General features: G+C 71.4%; 21 protein-coding genes and 1 tRNA gene. 14 read left to right on the top strand and 8 right to left on the bottom strand.

Annotated elements, in window-relative coordinates; all coding sequences use genetic code 11:
- The first annotated feature begins 68 nt into the window (after positions 1 to 68).
- From M6B22_RS10725 to M6B22_RS10710, 4 genes are all read left to right on the top strand, one after another.
- Positions 69 to 368, top strand: coding sequence for a DUF3040 domain-containing protein (locus tag M6B22_RS10725; protein WP_269445757.1), 300 nt, complete (start codon positions 69 to 71; stop codon positions 366 to 368).
- A 16-nt stretch (positions 369 to 384) separates the two neighbouring features.
- Positions 385 to 1,965: a hypothetical protein gene (locus M6B22_RS10720; RefSeq protein ID WP_269445756.1), complete on the top strand. Its 1,581-nt coding sequence runs from the start codon at positions 385 to 387 to the stop codon at positions 1,963 to 1,965.
- Between the two features lie 76 nt (positions 1,966 to 2,041).
- A complete protein-coding gene (locus tag M6B22_RS10715; protein ID WP_269445755.1) occupies positions 2,042 to 2,431 on the top strand; it encodes a BlaI/MecI/CopY family transcriptional regulator in 390 nt (129 codons plus the stop codon).
- A gap of 34 nt (positions 2,432 to 2,465) precedes the next feature.
- On the top strand, positions 2,466 to 3,380 hold the full coding sequence (locus M6B22_RS10710) for a M56 family metallopeptidase (RefSeq protein WP_269445754.1): 915 nt from the start codon (positions 2,466 to 2,468) through the stop codon (positions 3,378 to 3,380).
- Between the two features lie 7 nt (positions 3,381 to 3,387).
- On the opposite strand, the gene M6B22_RS10705 is transcribed toward M6B22_RS10710, so the two are convergent.
- Both M6B22_RS10705 and M6B22_RS10700 read right to left on the bottom strand, forming a co-directional pair.
- Complete coding sequence (locus M6B22_RS10705) at positions 3,388 to 3,711, bottom strand: DMT family transporter (protein ID WP_269445753.1); 324 nt, start codon at positions 3,709 to 3,711, stop codon at positions 3,388 to 3,390.
- 42 nt (positions 3,712 to 3,753) lie between these two features.
- The gene (locus M6B22_RS10700) at positions 3,754 to 4,266 is read right to left on the bottom strand and encodes a hypothetical protein (RefSeq protein WP_269445752.1); all 513 of its coding nucleotides are present in this window, start codon (positions 4,264 to 4,266) and stop codon (positions 3,754 to 3,756) included.
- Positions 4,267 to 4,391: 125 nt separating this feature from the next.
- On the opposite strand from M6B22_RS10700, the gene M6B22_RS10695 reads away from it, so the two are divergent.
- Positions 4,392 to 7,013: a helix-turn-helix transcriptional regulator gene (locus M6B22_RS10695; protein WP_269445751.1), complete on the top strand. Its 2,622-nt coding sequence runs from the start codon at positions 4,392 to 4,394 to the stop codon at positions 7,011 to 7,013.
- A gap of 36 nt (positions 7,014 to 7,049) precedes the next feature.
- Here M6B22_RS10695 and M6B22_RS10690 read toward each other — a convergent pair whose 3' ends face one another.
- The gene (locus M6B22_RS10690) at positions 7,050 to 7,523 is read right to left on the bottom strand and encodes a MarR family winged helix-turn-helix transcriptional regulator (RefSeq protein ID WP_269445750.1); all 474 of its coding nucleotides are present in this window, start codon (positions 7,521 to 7,523) and stop codon (positions 7,050 to 7,052) included.
- Positions 7,524 to 7,630: 107 nt separating this feature from the next.
- On the opposite strand from M6B22_RS10690, the gene M6B22_RS10685 reads away from it, so the two are divergent.
- From M6B22_RS10685 to M6B22_RS10665, 5 genes are all read left to right on the top strand, one after another.
- Positions 7,631 to 8,188, top strand: coding sequence for a YceI family protein (locus M6B22_RS10685; RefSeq protein WP_269445749.1), 558 nt, complete (start codon positions 7,631 to 7,633; stop codon positions 8,186 to 8,188).
- A gap of 83 nt (positions 8,189 to 8,271) precedes the next feature.
- Entirely contained in the window at positions 8,272 to 8,697 is a 426-nt protein-coding gene (locus M6B22_RS10680; protein ID WP_269445748.1) for an SDR family oxidoreductase, read from the top strand.
- A gap of 146 nt (positions 8,698 to 8,843) precedes the next feature.
- The gene (locus M6B22_RS10675; RefSeq protein WP_269445747.1) at positions 8,844 to 9,461 is read left to right on the top strand and encodes an NADPH-dependent F420 reductase; all 618 of its coding nucleotides are present in this window, start codon (positions 8,844 to 8,846) and stop codon (positions 9,459 to 9,461) included.
- Positions 9,462 to 9,747: 286 nt separating this feature from the next.
- A complete protein-coding gene (locus M6B22_RS10670) occupies positions 9,748 to 9,921 on the top strand; it encodes a hypothetical protein (RefSeq protein ID WP_269445746.1) in 174 nt (57 codons plus the stop codon).
- 68 nt (positions 9,922 to 9,989) lie between these two features.
- The gene (locus M6B22_RS10665) at positions 9,990 to 10,682 is read left to right on the top strand and encodes a hypothetical protein (protein ID WP_269445745.1); all 693 of its coding nucleotides are present in this window, start codon (positions 9,990 to 9,992) and stop codon (positions 10,680 to 10,682) included.
- A 65-nt stretch (positions 10,683 to 10,747) separates the two neighbouring features.
- On the opposite strand, the gene M6B22_RS10660 is transcribed toward M6B22_RS10665, so the two are convergent.
- Positions 10,748 to 10,824 (bottom strand) — tRNA-Pro (locus tag M6B22_RS10660).
- 54 nt (positions 10,825 to 10,878) lie between these two features.
- Positions 10,879 to 11,766, bottom strand: a complete 888-nt coding sequence (locus M6B22_RS10655) for a metallophosphoesterase (protein WP_269445744.1) — start codon at positions 11,764 to 11,766, stop codon at positions 10,879 to 10,881.
- A gap of 40 nt (positions 11,767 to 11,806) precedes the next feature.
- Here M6B22_RS10655 and M6B22_RS10650 point away from each other — a divergent pair, with 40 nt between their 5' ends.
- On the top strand, positions 11,807 to 12,259 hold the full coding sequence (locus M6B22_RS10650; protein WP_269445743.1) for a GatB/YqeY domain-containing protein: 453 nt from the start codon (positions 11,807 to 11,809) through the stop codon (positions 12,257 to 12,259).
- 32 nt (positions 12,260 to 12,291) lie between these two features.
- On the opposite strand, the gene M6B22_RS10645 is transcribed toward M6B22_RS10650, so the two are convergent.
- Genes M6B22_RS10645 through M6B22_RS10635 form a run of 3 tightly spaced genes read right to left on the bottom strand, consistent with a single transcriptional unit; the run spans position 12,292 to position 16,962 of the window.
- A complete protein-coding gene (locus M6B22_RS10645; RefSeq protein WP_269445742.1) occupies positions 12,292 to 14,757 on the bottom strand; it encodes a transglycosylase domain-containing protein in 2,466 nt (821 codons plus the stop codon).
- A gap of 55 nt (positions 14,758 to 14,812) precedes the next feature.
- Complete coding sequence (locus M6B22_RS10640; protein ID WP_269445741.1) at positions 14,813 to 15,958, bottom strand: ArsA family ATPase; 1,146 nt, start codon at positions 15,956 to 15,958, stop codon at positions 14,813 to 14,815.
- On the bottom strand, positions 15,955 to 16,962 hold the full coding sequence (locus tag M6B22_RS10635; RefSeq protein ID WP_269445740.1) for an ArsA-related P-loop ATPase: 1,008 nt from the start codon (positions 16,960 to 16,962) through the stop codon (positions 15,955 to 15,957). Before M6B22_RS10635 ends, M6B22_RS10640 begins: the two co-directional genes overlap by 4 nt.
- 86 nt (positions 16,963 to 17,048) lie before the next feature.
- Here M6B22_RS10635 and M6B22_RS10630 point away from each other — a divergent pair, with 86 nt between their 5' ends.
- The 3 genes from M6B22_RS10630 to M6B22_RS10620 are packed head-to-tail and all read left to right on the top strand — an operon-like array spanning position 17,049 to position 19,053.
- Entirely contained in the window at positions 17,049 to 17,513 is a 465-nt protein-coding gene (locus tag M6B22_RS10630) for a RidA family protein (protein ID WP_269445739.1), read from the top strand.
- Positions 17,510 to 18,268 carry an NUDIX hydrolase gene (locus M6B22_RS10625; protein WP_269445738.1) on the top strand — a complete coding sequence of 253 codons (759 nt, stop codon included), beginning with the start codon at positions 17,510 to 17,512 and terminating at the stop codon, positions 18,266 to 18,268. Before M6B22_RS10630 ends, M6B22_RS10625 begins: the two co-directional genes overlap by 4 nt.
- A complete protein-coding gene (locus tag M6B22_RS10620; RefSeq protein WP_269445737.1) occupies positions 18,265 to 19,053 on the top strand; it encodes an MBL fold metallo-hydrolase in 789 nt (262 codons plus the stop codon). The genes M6B22_RS10625 and M6B22_RS10620 overlap by 4 nt, the downstream gene beginning before the upstream one ends.
- Position 19,054 lies beyond the last annotated feature (1 nt).

The following is a 19,054-nucleotide window of genomic DNA, read 5'->3' as shown; positions in this document are numbered from 1 at the left end:
GAGTAGTACGTTGCCGGTACGTGCCTGAGTGCGCTGTCCGCGGGCGCCGCAGATTCAGGAGGCCGACGATGTCACTGACCGGCGAGGAGTCGCGGCGACTGGCAGCGATCGACCGCGAGCTGTCGCACGAGAGCCCCGAGCTGGACCGGGCCTTGACTGAGGGCCGGTTACCCCACTACCGGGTGTGGCGAGCCGCCGAGTGGGCGCTGCTCGCTGCCGTGCTGACGCTGGCGGTCGGGGTCGCGATCCAGAACGGTCCGGTGTGCGCGGCCGGCTGGCTCGGCCTGCTGGCCAGCGGGCTGATGCTGTGCGTCGGTCGGGGCTTCGGCCAGGCCATGGGCCCGGCCCGGCGTGCCGGTGCGCGTTGACGTTGCAGGCCGATCGGTGACGGCGGTCGAGGGGCCGTCAATCGTCGGCTCCAGGCGGTCGGCCGCGCTCGTCGCCAACCTGAGCTTCGTCCTCGGCATCGTGGTCGTGCTCTTCGCCCGCTGGGGCCCGGACTGGCCGGCGCAGGAGTACCGGGCGGGCTTCGCCGTCCACAACGGGCTGCTCGCGTGGACCGATCAGTGGTACGCCGGGCAGGCGTTGCCCGGGTACTCGGTCCTGTATCCGGTGTTCGCCGCGCTGCTGGGTGCCGCCGGAACGGGGGTCCTCGCGACCACCGCCGCGGCCTGGCTGGCCGATCGCCTGCTGCCGCGCACCCGGCGCGGAGCGCATCGGGCCTACAGCGTGGCCGCGGCACTCATGCTGGTCAGCAACCTGGTGATCGGTCAGGTGCCGTTCCTGCTCGGGACCGCCTTCGGCCTCGCCGCGATCCTGGCACTCGACCGCGATCGGGCGGCGTGGACGCTCGCTCTCGCCGCGCTGTGCTCGCTGTCCAGCCCGCTGGCGGGGGCCTTCCTGCTGCTGAGCATCCCGGCGCTGGCCGCCGCCTTCGGCTGGCGGCGCAGCGGGCTGCTCGGGACGGCGCTAGCCGGGCCGCTCGTCGCGGGGGTCATCGGTGGGGCAGGCGGACCGTTCCCCTGCCCGTGGCCGAGCCTGCTCGGCGTGCTCGCCTTCAGCGTCCTCGCGTACACCCTGAGCCCGCGCGAGAACATCGTGTTCCGGCGCTTCGCCGTGCTGTACGCACTGGTCGGCGTGGCGTGCTTCGTGGTCCCCAACCCGGTCGGCGGAAACATCACCCGGCTCGGCAAGCTGGTCGCGCTGCCACTGGCGTGTTACCTGCTCACGCCCGAGCGTCGCCGGCAGTTCGCGAGACTGGCGGTCGCCGGGCAAGCCGCGCTGCTGTGGCCGCTGATTCCCCTGTCCACCGCGGTCTGGCACGGCGCGAGCGACCCGTCGCAGTACGCGGCCTATTACCGCGGCCTGCTGTCGTTCCTCAAGACGCAGGACGCGGCGGACGGGCGGCTGGAGATCCCGTTCACGAGAGAGCACTGGGAGAGTGCCCATGTCGCGCCGCGGTTCCCGATCGCGCGGGGCTGGGAGCGGCAGGCCGACCTGCAGTACAACCGGGTGCTGTACCGGCCGCTCACCGCGTCGTCCTATCGCACGTGGCTGGTGCAGAACGCAGTGGCTCTCGTCGCGCTGCCGGCCGTCCCGTTGGACTACGGCGGAACCGCCGAGGCGCACCTGCTCGCCCACCCGCCGCCGTACCTGGTGCCGGTCTGGCACGACGCGCACTGGCGGGTGTGGCGGGTGGCCGGCACACCGTCGCTCGTCTCGGGCGAGGCCGCCGTCACCGCTCTCGGGCCGGCGTCGGTGCAACTGCGCTTCACCCGGGCCGCGACGGTCCTCGTCCACATCAGGTCGAGCCGGCTCTGGCTGGTCACCTCCGGCGTCGCCTGCGTCGACACGACTCAGGACGGATGGTTGCAGGTCCATTCGCCGCAGGCCGGGCAGGTGACGATCCGGGCGCGGCTGAGCATGCAGCTGGTCACCGGGAGACCGGACTGCCGCGCGAGCTGACGCGCCGCGAATCAAGAGTGACAGACTGCAGGATGTGCCGGCGGCATCGCGTGCCGGCGGCGGGACGGGGAGTGCGATGGCCCAGGGAAGAGCAAGAACGAGCGGCGGGCTGGAACGCGAGATCATCGCGTGCCTGGCGATCGCCGATGAGCCGATGACGCCGGCCCAGGTCCAGGCAGAGATCGGTGGAGACCTCGCCTACACCACGGTCATGACCACCCTGTCCCGGCTGTACGCCAAGCGGGCGCTCGTGCGTTCGCCGCGCGGGCGGGCCTTCGCGTACCAGTTGGTCGGCGACGTGTCGACCGCGCAGGCGAGCCTCACCGCGCATCAGATGCGTGCCCTGTTGGAGGCCGGCGAAGATCGCGCGAGCGTGCTGTCCCGCTTCGTGCAGACCCTCGACGGCGAGAGCGAGCAACTGCTGCGCGAGCTGTTGTCCGACGCTCGGGAGGCGAAGCGCCGATGACCACCCGGGGCACAGCTCGCCCGAGCGGACCGCAGTGATCCTTGCGGCCGCCTTCGTGCCGTTCCTCGTGGGCGGCGTCGGCGCACGTGTGGCGCGACGGGTGGCGACCGGGCTGCCGCCCGTGGCGGCCGTTGCGCTGTTGACCACCCTCGCGGCGTCCGTCGCGGCGGGGTGCGCGGTCGTCCTGCTGCTGGCCGGGCTGCTCGCGTTGGCCGAGGTCCCCACCGCCGCGCTGGGTCACGTGTCTGTGGACGCGCTGCGTGATCACGTCCCGATGCCGCCGGCAGTCGGGTTCGCGGCGGCGGCGATCGCCTTGTTGATGGTGCTGTCCGTGCTCTGGCATGCCCTGCGACTGGCGACTCGCGCCGGCAGCATCGACGCCGCCACCGCCCGCTTGGGTCCGGCCGTCGACAACCTGGTCATCGTGCGTGACCCCGGGGCGCTCGCGTACGCCGTGCCCGGGCGCACGCCGCGCATCGTGGTCTCCACCGGAATGCTGCGCGCGCTGTCCGCGCCCGAACGCCGTGCGCTGCTGGCTCACGAGGCCGCGCACCTGCGCTATCACCACCAGCGCTACGTCCGGCTCGGGCAGCTCGCCGCATCGGCCAACCCGCTGCTGCGGCCGGTCTGCCGGGCGATCGAACTTGCCGTGGAGCGCTGGGCCGACGAAATCGCCGCCCGCGAAGTCGGCGACCGGGTGCTGGTCGCGCACGCAGTGGCCGCTGCCGCGTTGGCGCACCGGCCCGCGCCGCGCGGTGCCCTGGCCGCGGCGGGCGCGAACGTGCTCGATCGCGTACGGGTCCTGCTCACACCGAAACCGCGAAGGCAGCCGGTCGCTGCCGCGCTGAGCGCAGTCGGCGCCGCCGCGTGTTGGGTCGCCGCGCTGCTGCTGGCGGACCATCTCGACGAGCTGCTCGAACTCGCCCACCGGATCAGCTCGGGCGGCTGAGTCGAACTCAGTGTGCCGCGCCGGTGAGCTGCAGGCCGACGACGCCGGCGAGCACCAGCGCGATCGAGACCAGCTTCAGCACCGATACCGGCTCTTGCAGCCAGATCATTCCGATGATGACGGTGCCCGCCGCACCGATTCCGGTCCATGCCGCGTACGCCGGGCCGACGTGCAGATCCTTCAGCGCCAGGGTCAGCAGCCCGAAGCTGGCGAGCGCGCAGACGCAGAACAGGACGGTCGGCCAGAGGCGGCTGAAACCGTGGCTGAGCTTGAGGCAGACGGCAAAGCCCGCCTCGAAAAGGCCGGCGACCACCACCAGCAGCCAGGGCATCGACAACCTCCGATCCAGGAGGCACCGATGCTACGTTGCCGCTCACGAACTCGTGTTGGCGCTCCAGTTCCCGCCGCCGGCGCCGCTGACCTGATAGGTGCCGGACATCGAGTGTCCGAAGACCGTCCCGGAGTACGTGATGGCCGCCGAGCCGACCGTACCGAAACGGATACTGGTGCCGGTGACGCTCCCGGTCAGGCTCAGCGTGTCGGCCGGATCCGAGAGGGTGATGGTGCCGCGCAGACTCGACCCGGTCTCCTGCCAGTTGAGCGCGAACGTGCCGGAGAACGCACCGCTGTACCGGCCTGACCAGCGCCCGGACAGATCGGTTCCCGCGGCCGCGCCGGTCAGCGTCGGGACGGGGGAGGTCACCGCCGCGGCCGTCGCCGGCGCCGTCGTCGAAGTCGGCGCGCTCGCGGTGGTGACCGGTGCCGGCGGCGACGTCCGCGACGGCGATCCGCTGCTGCTGCAGCCGGCCGAAACCAGCACAACGACGGCGACGCCGAGGCACGTCGCGCCGCGGGCGAGTGGCAGGGGCTCGGCAGTGGTAGGCATCCTCCACCCTCCTCGGTGTGCCGGCCGGCGCGGCATCGGCGTGCGCTCACTCAAGCGGGCGCTGCGGCATTCCGCATCCGTAACTACTACGTACGTGCGGCCACAACAGCGGTACCGTGCCGCTCATGGCCGATCGGTGGCCGTTCGTCGGTCGCGTGCGCGAGGCCGCGCGCATCGATTCCCTGGTTGCGTCCGGGGTCGGCGCGCTGGTCCTCGGTGAACCGGGAATCGGTAAGAGCGCTCTGGTGCGACACGTGTGCGAGCGGACCGGTACGAGCGCGCGGGCCGAGCGAGTGTTCGGCCACGCGGCGTCCAGCGGTACGCCGTACGAGGCCTTCGCCGCGGTCATCACCTCGGCCGACGGCGCTGTCGTGAGCCCGGCCGAGGTGGCGCGCCGGGTGGACGACGCGTGCGCGCGGCCGGCCGGAACGGCGGTGCTGTTCGTGGTCGAGGACGCCCATCTGCTCGACGAGCGGTCGGCCCAGGTGCTGCTGCAGCTTGCCGCGGACGGGACCGCGACGGTGCTGGCGACCGCCCTCGACACCGACCTGCCCACAGGTGTCGCACGCCTGTGGCGCGACGGCTGGTGCGAGCGCATCGAGTTGGGCGCGATGAGCGACCCGGACGTTGCGGACCTCATCGAGACCGTTCTGGATGCGCCGGTCGATGCGGTCACCGCACACGCCTTCGCCGCGCGCGCCGAGGGCAACCCGCTGCTGCTGCGCGAACTGCTCAGCGCCGCGCTGGACGCCGCCACCCTGGTGTGGCGCGGCACGGCGTGGACGCTGGCCGGCGAACCACCCGTCAGCACCGGCATCCGGGAGCTGGTCAGAACGCGGTTGCGCGCGCTGCCCGAGCAGCACCGGTCCGCGCTCGAGACGGTGGCCGCGGGTGAGCCACTCGCGCTCGGCATCGCGGTCGAACTGCTCGGGGAAGCGATGGTCGATGAACTCGATGCGCAGCGTCTGATCACGGTGCGCGCCGGGCTGGCCGGGCCGCAGCTCAGCAGCGCTCATCCGCTGCACGGGGAGGTGCTGCGCGCGGACACCCCGCCGCTGCGGCTGCGCCGCATCCGGCTGTCCCTGGCGAGCCGCCTGGAAGCAGCGGCGACACCGTCACCGCACGATCTCGTCCGCGCCGCGCTGTGGCGGCTGGACAGCGGCCAGGCCGACGATCCGGCCCGGTTGCTGGCGGCCGCGCGCGCCGCGCGAAGCGTTCGGCTGGACACCGCCGAGCGGCTCGCCCGGCGCGCGCACGAGGTGAGCGGATCGCTGCAGGCGACCTTGCTGCTCGCCGAGATCCTCACCCACACCGGACGCACTGCCGAGGCTAAGGCGCTGACGGCAGCGCTGCCGCCGGATTCGCTCACCCAGGCCGACCGGGAGGCGTTGGTGTACTGCGCCGCCATGGGGCAGGGGCTGATGACCGGTGACACCGCCGCCGGCGCCGAGCTCGTCGCGGGCGTGCTGAGCGGGGTCCCGGCGGCCAGTAACCGGTTGCGTGGCCTGTACGCGGCGCTGCTGGCCTTCGATGCACGGTCGGCCCAGGCGCTCGATGTAGCCGGCCCGCTCCTCGAGCACCCGGCCGAGTACCGCGCCGTGGATCCGGTGGCCAGGACGTTCGCCGCGATCGGCGGGGTGGGTGCGCAGTACTGGCTCGGGCACACCCGACGCGCCCTCGAACTGGCGGACGCCGTGCTTGCCGACGCCGCCGCGGTCCGCGAAGCCGTGCCGTTCGGCGCGGCCGGCATCGAGCTGATCGCGTGCTGCGCCCTGCTGGACGAGGGAGAGTTCGACCGGGCCGAGGCGCGTGCGCTCCGCCTGCAGGCACGTGCCGCGGCCGACAATGATCCGTTCGCCGGGCCACGCGCGGAGTACTGCCTGGCCCGCGTCGATCTGGCCCGCGGGCGCCCCGGCACCGCACTGCGGCGGTTGCGCCGGTGCCTGGTCGCGCTCACGCCGTTCGACCAGTCGTTCGTCCGGCACATCAGCTCGATGCTCGCCCGCGCTGCCGTCGGCGTGGGCGAGCTGTCCGGTGCCGCGGAAGCGCTGGACGCCTGCGCGGACGCGCCGCGAATGAAGACGTACGAACCGGAGTTCGAGCTCGCGGTGGCGGCCTTGCACGCCGCCGAGCTGCGGCTGCCCGAGGCAGTCGATCGCGCGGCCTGGGCCGCCGGTGTGGCGGCGGACCGTGAACAGTGGAACGTTGCCGTCGCGGGCTATCACGACGCTGCGCGCTACGGCGGGGCCCGCGCCGTGCTGCTGCCGCTGCGGGCCGCCGCGACGCACGTGGACGGAACGTTCGCCCGCTGCCTGGTGGACCACGCCGCCGCGCTGGCCGCCCGGGATCCGGCCGCGCTGGACGAGCTCGCCCGGCGGTTCGACGCGGGCGGTGTCCTCGCGCTTGCCGCCGAGGTCGCGGCCGAGGCCGCGGTTGCCCATGCCGCAGCCGGGCAGTTCCGGGCTGCTCGCGCCAGCGCGGCCCGCTCGCGCATCCTGCGGGCGCGCTGCGAGGGGGTGCCCGCGCCGTGGCTGGCCGGCGCCGAGCTGGCGGTGCCGCTGACCCCCCGGGAACGGCAGATCGCCGCGCTGGCCGGCCGTGGCGACTCCGATGCCGCGATCGCCGGCGGGCTCGGCATCTCGACCCGAACGGTGCAGACCCACCTCGCCCGCGTCTACAGCAAGCTCGGCATCAGCGGCCGGCACCAGCTCGCCGCCCGCCTCGCCGGGGAGCCGGTCGCGACCTGATCACCGACCTCGCGCCGTGAAGCGCCAATGTCGCGCCTAGCTTTCGAACGGCTCCTCGGCGAGGTGCCGCAGGACGCGTTCGTTGAGCGCCGCGAGGGTCTCCAGTTCCGCGGGCGTGAACAGGTCGATGAGGTGCCGGCGGACGTGGCGCACGTGCGCCGGCGCTGCGTTCTCGATGGCGCGGCGGCCGATGGGCAGTAAGCGGATCACGACGCTGCGGGCGTCGTCCGGGTTGGGTTCGCGGGCGATCAGTCCCCGCTGCTGCATGCCGCGGAGCTGGTGCGACAGCCGGCTCTTCTCCCAGGTCAGGGTGGCGCAGAGTTCTCGCGCGGGCATGCGGTCGGTGGGGGCCTCGGACAGGACGGCGAGAACCTCGTAGTCGGCCTGGGTGAGCTGCGATTCCTGCAGCAGGTGGCGGTTCAGGCGCACGTCGAGCTGGTACCCGGCGTGCTTGAACGCCCGCCAGGCCCGGTCTTCGCGGCTGTTGAGCCATTTGGGTCCAGTCGCCATACCGCCAGCCTACCGGGTGGTTGACTCCTCAACCAATGAGTGCATATGGTTGAGGAGTCCACCACTTACCGCTCCAGCTTCCAGCCCGACACACCCAGGAGGAACCCATGTCCAGCACCGCCCAAGCCATCACCGAACTCACCGGCGACTACACCATCGACCCGGCCCACAGCCGCATCGGCTTCGTGGCCCGTCACGCCATGGTGACCAAGGTGCGCGGCTCGTTCACCCGCTTCCAAGGCATCGTCCACCTGGACGAGCACGACCTGGCGCGCTCGAACGCACGGGTCGTGATCGAAGCGCCCAGCATCGACACCGGGAACCAGGACCGTGACGCCCACCTGCGCGGCAATGACTTCTTCGCGATGGACGAGTTCCCCGAGATCACCTTCACCAGCAGTGGTGTCGAGCAGGTCGGCGAACAGGACTTCACCCTCACCGGCGAGCTGACCGTCAAAGGCGTCACCAGGACCGTCACCATCGAGTTCGCCTTCCAGGGCACCGCCAAGGACCCGTACGGCAACCTCCGGGCCGGCTTCGAAGGCAAGACCACCATCAACCGCCGCGACTTCGGCGTCACCACCAACTTCGCCTTGGAAACCGGCGGTGTCCTGGTCAGCGACAAGATTGCACTCGAGTTCGACATCTCGCTGATCCGCTCCTGAACCGCACCACCGGGCGCCTATGGCGCGAACCGAGGGCCCGTCGAGAGTCGGCAGGGCATGAGCAACAAACGTTAGGAGCAGGGATGATCCTCGTGACAACAGCCGGCAAGGTCGGGGCCGAGACCGCCCGCTTGCTGGCCGAACAGGCATGGTCGGTGCGGATCCTGGTCCGCGACCGCGACGCGGTCGCCGGCTGGGCGGCGTTGGGCGCCGAGGCGGTTGTCGGCGACCTGGACGATCCGGCAGCCGTTGACGCGGCCATGGACGGCATATCGACCGTCGCGCTGGTCAGACCTGCGGTGCCGGCGCACGAACTCGCGGTGGTGGCCAGTGCCGTCAAGGCGGGTGTGGACCACCTGGTGAAGGTGACGAGCAAGGCCTCGGCCGACTCCCCGATCCTGCGCCGGCGCAACCAGGCCGCGATCGAGCAACGCGGCCAGCGACAACGCCCGTGCGCTGGCTCTGTTCGCAACCGGCGACGCCGACTACGTCACCAGCGACGTACCTGACCTGGTCGGCCGGCCCGCCCGGACCTTCGCGCAGTTCGTGTCCGACCACCGCGACGCCTTCGGCCAAGTCGCGGCATCGGCGACCTGACTCCGCCAGCAAGACCCTCACGACGAACCAGTCCAGACACAACGAAGGAGCACACGTCATGAGCACCATCAGCATCATCGGCTCGGGCAACATGGCCACCGCCATCGGCACCCGGGCGGCGAACCACGGTCACACGATCGAGTTCATGAGCCGCAACACCGCCAAGGCTCAGGCACTTGCCGACGAGATCGGCAACGGAGCCACCGTCGGCACGTTCGGCGCAAAGCCGTCGGGTGACATTGTCGTCCTCGCCGTCCTGTACGCCGGCGCGGTCGACGTGATCACGCAGTACGGCGAGGCGCTGGCCGGCAAGACCGTCGTCGACATCTCCAACCCGTTCAACGCCGACGCCAGCGGACTCGTGACTACGCCAGGAAACTCGGCGGCCCAGCAGATCGCTGCTGCCACCCCCGAAAGCACACACGTCGTGAAGGCGCTGAATTCGATCTTCGGCCACGTTCTCGCCCAGGGCAAGCCGCTGGACGCGTTCCTCGCCGGCGACAGCGCCGAGGCGAAGGCGCGCGTCACGGCGTTTCTGGAGAGCCTGGACCTGCGGCCGCTCGACGCAGGAGGGCTTGCCATGGCCTATGCCCTGGAGTGGGCCGGCATCCTGCTGATGGGCCTGGCACGCAGCGGCGGGGGCTTCGACCTCGCCCTGGGCGCCGAAGCCCGCTGACGTCGTCGTCAGGTCCGGGTCATCCGGGGCGAGCCGATCGCCGTGGGTGGCCCGGTACTGTGCCCCGCCCGTTCGCGTCGCACTCCGGCCGGACAGCGGGCGGGCCATAGCGTTGACGACCCAGTCATTTCGTCCTTCGACGGTGTCCACTTGAAGAGGTCATTCGTGCCGACCGCCAAATTCGGCCGTCGGTGGTATTCCACTGTCAAGAGTTGTCATACCCTGTCGACATACTCCAGTGGAACGCAGAGCCCGCAGAAACAGGGCGATACCCGAGGGAGGACCGATGGTTGAGCTGCTGACTCGCGACCAGATCGCTGAGCGACGTGGTGAGTTGCTTCAGCAGGTCCGTATGACCGAGGAGGAACTCCGCCGCCGGGCCGAGGAGTACAGACTGACCCCGGAAGAGGATGCGGTCCTCTCGGAGATCGAGTCCCTGGACTTCCTGCTCGCCGGCTGAGGGTGAGCGGTCGCCCGCCCACGCCAGCGCGGGGGCTCCTCCAGCAAGCGCGAAGCTTTGCTCACGAGTTGACGGCAAGCGCAAGGGCGGTCGCTGGGCCCAACACCGACCCCTTCCGGGCTACGGCTGTCCAGGGTGTCGCCAGCCTCGACCGCTTCGTCGTCCGCCAGGGGGAGCGGACCGGCATCGTTCTTACCGTCGATAAGGCGCCGACCCTCCGCCTACAGGTCGACTACCGCTGTGTATGGGATCACCGGAGAATGTTCCTTGCTGTCGAGACTTCCTACACGAAGGTTTCCGCCTTCGGTGCGACTGAACCGCTGTTCCGGTACGACTACAACAGGTCCGCACAGAGCGCCCCGGCTGCGCACTTTCAGATTCATGCACATCGGGACGCCATCTCCTACACAATGGCCAACGCCGGTGCCGGGAGCTCTCGGTCACGGGCGCGCGCCAAGGGCGCCGGTCGCAGGATTCCCCAGCTCTCCGACCTACACTTCACGCTCGGGGGGCACAGATTCCGGCCCTGTCTCGAAGACATCCTGGAAATGCTCATCGACGAGTTCGGCGTCGATGCACCGAAGGACGCGCGGGAGACTCTCGCCGACGGCCGCGAGAGGTGGCGGATCAAGCAGGTCGGCGCGAGCGTGCGTGACGCGCCCAAGGCCGCAGTCGATGTGTTGGAGTCCTTGGGCTACGCCGTGACGCCGCCGGCAACGGGGCGGAAAAGGAATCGGCGGGATCGTCTGCGGGCGTACTGACCCGCGTGCGCGTATCCCCTCCTCATAGGCCACGCCGACCGTGCGACGGTGTCCCTGCTCAATGGTGGTCGGGGTGACAGGATTTGAACCTGCGGCCTCTTCGTCCCGAACGAAGCGCGCTACCAAGCTGCGCCACACCCCGGTGCGTGCAACCGGCCCAGCATACCGGTTGCGTCCGTGCCCATTGACGGGCGGCTCAGCCGGCTCGCGGCACCAGCGTGAGCAGCGACGCCTCGGGCCGGCAGGCGAACCGGATCGGCAGGTACGGGTTGGCACCCAGCCCCGCGCAGATGTGGAAGTACATCCGCTCGTCCCACTGGTGCAGCCAGCGCGCGCGCCGCACGTCGATGCCGCAGTTGGTGACGATCGCCGGCCCGAACGGCACGCGCACCTGCCCGCCGTGCGTGTGCCCGGCCAGCACCAGGTCGTACCGGTCGCGCGCGAACGCCCGCAGCAGGTAGGGCTCGGGCGAGTGCGTGACGCCGATCCGGACCGTGGCGTCCGGGTCGGCCGGCCCGGCGATCTGGGCGTAGCGGGCCCGGAACAGGTGTGGATCGTCGGTTCCGGCCAGCGCCACCTTGCCGGATCCGGCGGGAAGGACGACGCGGGCGTGGGTGAGGTCCGTCCACCCCGCGGCGGTCATCGCGGCGGCCAGGTCCGGCCACCGAAGCGGCGGGCCGAACCGGGGCGGCCGCTGCGGCAGCAGGTAGCGGACCGGGTTCTTTCGCTGCGGCGCGAAGTAGTCGTTGTTGCCGGGCACGAAGCAGCCGGGGAACGCGAACAGCGGCTCGAACGCACGTAGTACGGTGGGCACGGCGTCGGCCGCGGACAGCGTGTCGCCCGTGTTCACCACCAGGTCGGGCTCGAGGCGGGCGAGGTCGGCGATCCAGGCCAGCTTGTCGCGCTGTGCCGCGACGATGTGCAGGTCGGACACATGCAGCACCCGCAGCGGCTCGGCGCCCGGCGGCAGCACCGGCACGTCGAACCGGCGCAGCGTGTACTGCTTGGCCTCCCAGAGGCTGTAGCCGAACGTGGCGGCACCCGCTGCGACCACACCCCCCGCGATGCGTGCCAATCCCGACATACCAGCAACCCTACGTGCCGCGCTGGGTACGGTGACGGGTATGCCCGAGCTCAAGAGTCGCCTGCACGCCGACCTCAACACCGCGATGAAGGCGCGTGACGAACTGACGACAGCGACGCTGCGCATGGCGCTCACCGCGATCACCACCGAGGAGGTCGCCGGCAAGACCGCGCGCGAACTGTCCGACGACGAGGTGCTCAAGGTGCTCGCCCGCGAGGCCAAGAAGCGCCGCGAGGCGACCGAGGCGTTCGCCGACGCCGGCCGCACCGAGCTGGCCGACCGCGAGCGGGCCGAGGGTGAGGTGCTGGCGACCTACCTGCCGGCCCAGCTGGACGACGCCGAGCTGGCCGAACTGGTGCGCGCCGCCGTCGCCGAGTCCGGCGCGAGCGGGCCGCAGCAGATGGGCCAGGTCATGAAGCTGGTACAGCCGCGGGTGGCCGGCCGCGCGGACGGCAAGCGGGTCAGCGACGAGGTGCGCCGCCAGCTCAGCTGAAACGGCACGGCCCGGCCCGACGAGCAGTCCGGTCAGCCTCCCTGTCCGGGCGGCCTCCCGTGGTTACGGCCACCGGGGCGCGATGGCGGCGGGTTCGAGGTGCTGCTGCTGTGGCCGGTCGGCTTCGGGGTCTTCTTCGGGGTCTTCTTCGGTGGCGGCGGGGTGTACACCTGCTGGGCCACGCCGCTGGACGGGCAGACCGTGATGACGGCGCCCTGGACCGCGATGCTCGGCCCGTAGAAGGCGACCGACCCGTAGGGCACCTTGCTCGCGCACTGCACGTTGTCGGCGGCGTCCAGCAACTGGAACCGGAAGCCGGCGTCCTTGAGCATCGCGCGGGCGTCGGACATGGTGTGCCCGGTCAGGTCCGGAACCTCGGAGCCGGCGACGCCCTGCGGGTCCGGCCAGGACCACTGCCGGCTCTTCAGCGACGGCATCAGCGCGTCCAGCCAGACACCCGACGCGTACTCGCCGTACGCCTCGCGGCCGGGGTCCTTGACGCCGGGCAGGTCACGCGCCGGGTCGTTCGGGCTGGCGAAGTTGATCAGTGCGCTGGTGGCGACCAGGTCCGGCGTCATCCCGGCGAACCAGAGTGAGGCGTTCTGGTCGGAGTCCTTGCCGCGGATCACCGCGACGCTGGTGCCGGTCTTGCCGGCGACCTCGCTGCTGTTCTGCGCGTACCACTTCTGGAACGGCGTTGCCGACGTGCCCGGCGACTTGGTGTCACCCTGCAGGATCTGCACGGCCTGCAGGGCCACCATCGGGCTGATCGCCTGCACGCTCGCCGGACGGTTCACGTTCAGCTCCTGGCCGTTGCTGTCGGTGATGCGCAGGATCGGTGACGGCGCGTTGAACCGGCCGCGGTTCGCGACGGCCGCGTAGGCGCCGGTGAGCTCGAGCGGGCTGGTGCTCACGTCGCCCAGCACGAGTTGCTGCGCGCGCTGGTTGTCCACGATCACCTGCGCGACGGTCTGTTTGGCGTTCTCGTCGCTCGTCTGGGTCAGGCCCTTCATGCCGAGCCGCTCGGCCATCGCGACGATCGGCTGCAGGTTGCAGCCGAACATCTGGTCGGCCAGGCCGACGAAGAACGTGTTGGACGACTTGGCGGTTGCTGAACTCAGCGTCTCGTTGTTGCTGTACTGCTCGTTCGCGTCGCCGTTCTTGGTCTCCGACGGCGTCAGGCAGTTGCTCGGCTTGTACGGCTCCTCGTTCTTCAGCGGCCAGTTGTCCGGCACCCCGGTGGACAGCGCGGTGAGCAGCGGGAACAGCTTGTAGGTCGAGGCGCCGAACGCCGAGTACGCGGTGAACACCGGGTACGTCGTGTGCGTGCGGTCCTTGGTGGAGGTCGCGACGCCGTAGTGCTTGCTGGTCGCCATCGCCAGCACGTCACCCGTCTTCGGGTCGACGACCGGCAGCACCGCGGTCATCCGGCTGGTCGCCGGGATCGACTTCCACAGGTTCTTCTGCGCGGAGTTCTGCAGGTCGGCGTCGAGCGTGGTGACGATGTGCAGGCCGCCGGTGTCCAGCTGCGACTCGGTGATCTTGCCCACGGTCTTGAGCCAGTTCACCGCGTACTCGCAGAAGAACGCCGCGTTGCGGATCGTGGCCGGCGCGTTGGCGCAGCCCTCACGCACGTCCGGCGGCTTCTTCGTCGCCAGCGAGATCGGTGTCGCCTTGTACTTGTCCGCCTCGCTCTGCGACAGCTTGCCCACGTCGACGAGGTTCTGCAGCACCTGGTTGCGGCGCTGGCGGGCGGCGTCGGGGTTGACGAACGGGTCGTACTCGCTGGGCGCACGCAGCAGGCCGACCAGCAGCGTCGACTCCGGCAGCGTGAGATCCTTGGCGTCCTTGTTGAAGTACGTCTTCGCCGCGGTCTGGATGCCGTAGGAGTTCTCGCCGAAGAACGCGATGTTCAGGTAGTTGTCGAGGATCTGGTCCTTCGACTCGTGCTCGGTGTTCTCGATGTAGATCGCGCACTTGGCGTCCTCGATCTTGCGATTGAGGTTCTGCGCGATCGCGGCCCGCTGCTTCTCCAGGTTGTCGCCGGCCTGGTAGTACCGCATCTGCTTGACGTACTGCATCGTCAGCGTCGAGCCGCCCTGCGTGTCGCCGCTGCTGGTGCTGACGGCCGAGCGCAGCAGCCCGCGCATGTCCACGCCGTGGTGCTGGTAGAAGCGGCGGTCCTCGGTCGCGACCAGCGCGTCCTGCAGCGCCTTCGGGATGCTCGCGAGCGGGACCGGGACCCGGTCCTGGCTGAAGATGGTGGCCAGCACGGTCTTGCCGTCGCGCGCGTACATGGTCGTCTTCTGCGGCGGCGGCGTCTCGGTGAGGTTGCAGGTGGTGTCCAGGAACTTGGTGGCCTCGTGCCGGGCCGCCAGACCCAGGCCGCCGACGTACGGCAGCAGCAACCCGGCGACGAGGACTCCGGCCGCCACCATCGCGGCCAGCAGCTTGGCGACGGTGAGCCAGGGGTCGGGACGCGCGGATGAGCCTGCCACGGAGGTCAGCGTACGGGCCGGGGCGCGCCTGCCGGGTCGTACGCTCGGGCTGCGCTCAGCCTGCCGTCAGGAGCTCGCCGATGGCCCGCAGGCCGTCGACATCGTGCACGTCGAGCGGCAGCGCGCGCACCTCGACCACCGCGACCTCCGGATGCGCGGTGCAGAACCGGCGGGTCATCCGGGCGTCGTGCTCGCAAGCGGCGGCGATCTCGGCATGCACCCGCAGTGCCACCTCGGCCAGCTGCGCGGCGCGGTCCTGGGTCCCGGCCGCGAGCGCCTCCGCCGCGGCCTCGGCACGCGCGGCGGACAGCGGGGCGCTGCTCCCGGCGTCGGCGGTGCGGCGCATCCGGTTGACGATCAGGCCGGCCAGCGGCATGTGCTCGGCGGACAGCCGCTCGACGAAGTAGGACGCCTCCCGCAACGCGTCCGGCTCCGGCGCGGCCACCACCACGAACGCGGTGCCCGGTGCCTTCAGCAGCTCGTAGGTCTGCTGCGCGCGCTGGCGGAAACCGCCGAACATCGACTCCAGGGCGGACACGAACGCGGACAGGTCGCGGATCAGGTCACCGCCCAGCACGCGGCTGAACACCTTGGCGAACACGCCGATCCCGGCCGTCATCACCTTGAGCCCGGTACGGCCGCCGGCCCGGGCGGGGGCGGTCAGCACCCGGATCATCCGCCCGTCCAGGAACCGGCCGAGCCGGTTCGGGGCGTCCAGGAAGTCCAGCGCCGAACGCGACGGCGGCGTGTCGACCACGATCAGGTCCCACTGCCTCGTGCCGGCCAGCTGGCCCAGCTTCTCCATCGCCATGTACTCCTGCGTGCCGGCGAAGGAGGACGACAGCGACTGGTAGAACGGGTTCGCGAAGATCTGCTCGGCCCGCTCGGTCGTGGAGTGCTCCAGCACCACGTCGTCGAACGTGCGTTTCATGTCCAGCATCATCGCCGACAGCCGCCCGCCGGCGACGCCCGTCACCTCGCGCGGGGTGTTGTCCAGCTCGGTCAGCCCCATCGACTGGGCGAGGCGGCGGGCCGGGTCGATGGTCAGCACGACGGTCCGCCGGCCCGCCTCGGCGCCGAGCAGTGCCATCGCCGCCGCGGTGGTCGTCTTGCCGACGCCGCCGCTGCCGCAGGTGACGATGATGCGCGTGTTCGGATCGCGGACGAGCGCGGCCACGTCCAGCTTCCGGCGCCCGGTCATCGGTCGCCCTCGAGGAAGTAGCCGGCCAGCTCGTTCAGCTCGCCCAGCTCCACCGGCGGGTTGAGATCGGGCAGCTCGATCCGCGGCACGGAGAGGGCGTCCAGGCGAAGTGAGTTCTCCACCTGGAGCTGCTGCCGCTGCGCGTAGTCGGCCATCTCGTGGGCGAACGCCGTGGCGTGCGCGACGGGCACGCGCGCCTTGCGCAGCCCGGCCTTGAGCACCGGAAGGTCGACGCCGTCGGTGCCGAGCTGCCCGTCGGTGACGAGCGCGGGACGGGCCCGGTTGACCACGACCACGCCGAGCTGAAAGCCCAGCCCGGCGAGCTCGGCAGCGGCGTCCAGCGTCTCCTGCACCGGCATCTCCTCGAGCAGGGTCACCAGGTGCACCACGGTCCGCGGTCCGTGCAGCAAGGTGATCACGCCGTCGCTCTGCCGGTTGATCGGGCCGAACTTGGTCAGGCTGGCGACCTCCTTGGTGGCGTCCAGGAACTTGGCGATGCGGCCTGTCGGCGGCCCGTCCAGCACGACCGCGTCATAGGCGGGGTGCCCGTCGGAGTCGGTCCGGGTGACCGCCTCCTTCACCTTGCCGGTGAGCAGCACGTCGCGCAGCCCGGGCGCGAGCGTGGTGACGAAGTCGACCGCCCCCATCCGCTTCAGCCCGCGCGCGGAGCGCTTGAGCCCGTAGAACATGTCCAGGTACTCGATCATCGCCTGCTCGGCGTCGATGGCCAGCCCCCACAGCGAGCCGCCCGAGGGCGCGGTGGTCAGCCGCACCTCCTGGTAGGGCAGCGCCGCGACGTCGAACAGCTGGGCGATCGCCTGCCGGCCCTCGACCTCGACGAGCAGCACCTTGCGCCCGGCGTTCGCCAGCGCGAACGCGAGCGCGGCGGCCACGGTCGTCTTGCCGGTGCCGCCCTTGCCGGTGACGATGTGCAGGCGCGCGCGGGCGGAGATCTCCGCCCGCAGCTTCGACGCGGCCCTGGTCGCGGGCCTGCTCGACACCATCGGCTCAGCGTAGGAGAAGCGCGCCCCCGGCGTCTCGGCGGAGGCTAGCCGCGCCGTCGGCGCGCCGTCCGGCTACGTTCAACTGCATGCCCGCCCATCGCGCCCGACTCGCCGAACTCGGCCTCGTCCTGCCCGCAGTCGCCGCCCCGCTGGCCGCGTACGTCCCGGCCGTGCGGAGCGGCTCGCTCGTCTGGACCTCCGGCCAGCTGCCGCTCGTCAACGGCGCGCTCGCCGTGACCGGAAAGGTCGGCAGCGACCTGCAGCCGGACCAGGCGGCCGAGCTGGCCAAGGTGTGCGCCCTCAACGCGCTCGCCGCGATCGACGACCTGGTCGGGCTGGACGCGGTGCTGCGCGTCGTCAAGGTCGTCGGCTACGTCGCGTCCTCGCCGGAGTTCACCGGCCAGCCCGCGGTCGTCAACGGCGCGAGCGAGTTCCTCGGCCGGCTGTTCGGCGACGCCGGGCGGCACGCGCGATCGGCCGTCGGGGTCGCGGTGCTACCGCTGAACGCGCCGGTCGAGGTGGAACTCGTCGTCGAGGTCGACGCGGCGTGAGTGACGTCCCGATCCGGGACGCGGCGACCGTCGTCCTGCTGCGCGACGGCACCGCGGGCATCGAGGCGTGGCTGCTGACCCGGGTCCGCGAGATGGTGTTCGCGGCCGGGATGTCGGTGTTCCCCGGAGGACGGGTCGACGAGGCCGACGTGGACCTGCCGTTCGCGCCCGGTGCCGGCGCCGAGGTGGCCGAACGGTACGGGGTGGACGAGCGGCACGCACGCGCGCTGCTCGGTGCCGCGGTCCGCGAGACCTTCGAGGAGGCCGCCGTGCTGCTGACCTCGCCGGTCGCCGACCTGTCCGGTGCCCGCGCGGACGTCGAGGCGGGCCGGGTGTCGTTCGGCGAGCTGCTGCGCGGCAACGGGCTGCGGATCGACGCCGAGGCGCTGCGGCCGTGGTCGCGCTGGATCACCCCGCCGGGGGAGGTGCGCCGCTACGACACGCGGTTCTTCGTCGGCGCGCTGCCGGACGGCGCCGAGGCGCAGGACGTCACGTCCGAGTCGTCGTCCGCGGGATGGGTCGGCGTGGGCGAGGCGCTGGAGCAGGTGCAGCGCGGCGAGCGGGGAATGCTGCCGCCGACCGTCGCGACGCTCGCCTCGCTGGCACCGTTCCGCACCGTCGAGCAGGCGCTCGACGCGGCGCCGGGCCGGTCGCTGGACGCGATCTCGCCGACGATCCGGGCGGACGGGGAGAAGGTCATCGCCACCTTGCCGGACGGCTCCGAGTTCGAGCTGCCGAAGGCGCTGTTCAGATGACGCATCCGGCGTACGAGACGCTCCGGCCGGTGACGCCGAGCGCCTCGGTGCTGCTGCAGTACAACCCCGGCCCGATGACGCTCGACGGCACCAACACGTGGCTGCTGCGTGCGCCCGGTTCGGACGCGGTCGTCGTGGTCGATCCCGGTCAGGGGGGCGACGGGCACCTGGACCTGCTGCTCGAGCAGGCACCCGGGCTGAGCACCGTGCTGCTCACCCACGGCCACGTCGACCACAGCCAGACGGCGGCGCAACTGCACGAGCGCACCGGGGTCGGGGTGCGCGCGGCCGATCCGGCGCACTGCCACGGTGCCGAGCCGCTCACCGACAATCTGGTGCTCGACGCCGCCGGGCTGCGGATCAGCGTGCTGGGCACGCCCGGGCACACGTCCGACTCGGTGTCCTTCGTGGTGAGCTCGGCCGACGGCGAGGCGCTGGCGGTGCTCACCGGCGACACGATCCTGGGGCGCGGCACCACCGTGGTCGCCTACCCCGACGGCAACCTGCGCGAGTACCTCGACTCGCTGCACCGGCTGCGCAGCCTGGACGGGCTGATCGTGCTCCCCGGGCACGGACCCGAGCTGCCGCACATCGGGCAGGCCGCGCAGTTCTACCTGGACCATCGCGCGCAACGCCTGGAGCAGGTGCGCGCGGCGGTGCAGCAGTTGGGCCCGCACGTTGCGGCGCGCCAGATCGTGGAGCTGGTCTACGCGGACGTCGACCGCGCGGTATGGCCGGCCGCGGAGCTGTCCGTCGAGGCGCAGCTGGAGTACCTGCGCGGCTGAC

Origin of the sequence: Jatrophihabitans cynanchi (assembly GCF_027247405.1) — a bacterium.
In the GTDB taxonomy this organism is placed as follows: Bacteria; Actinomycetota; Actinomycetes; order Mycobacteriales; family Jatrophihabitantaceae; genus Jatrophihabitans_B; species Jatrophihabitans_B cynanchi.
The sequence above is the reverse complement of the archived record's forward strand: the minus strand, read 5'-3'. Positions and strand labels throughout refer to the sequence as shown.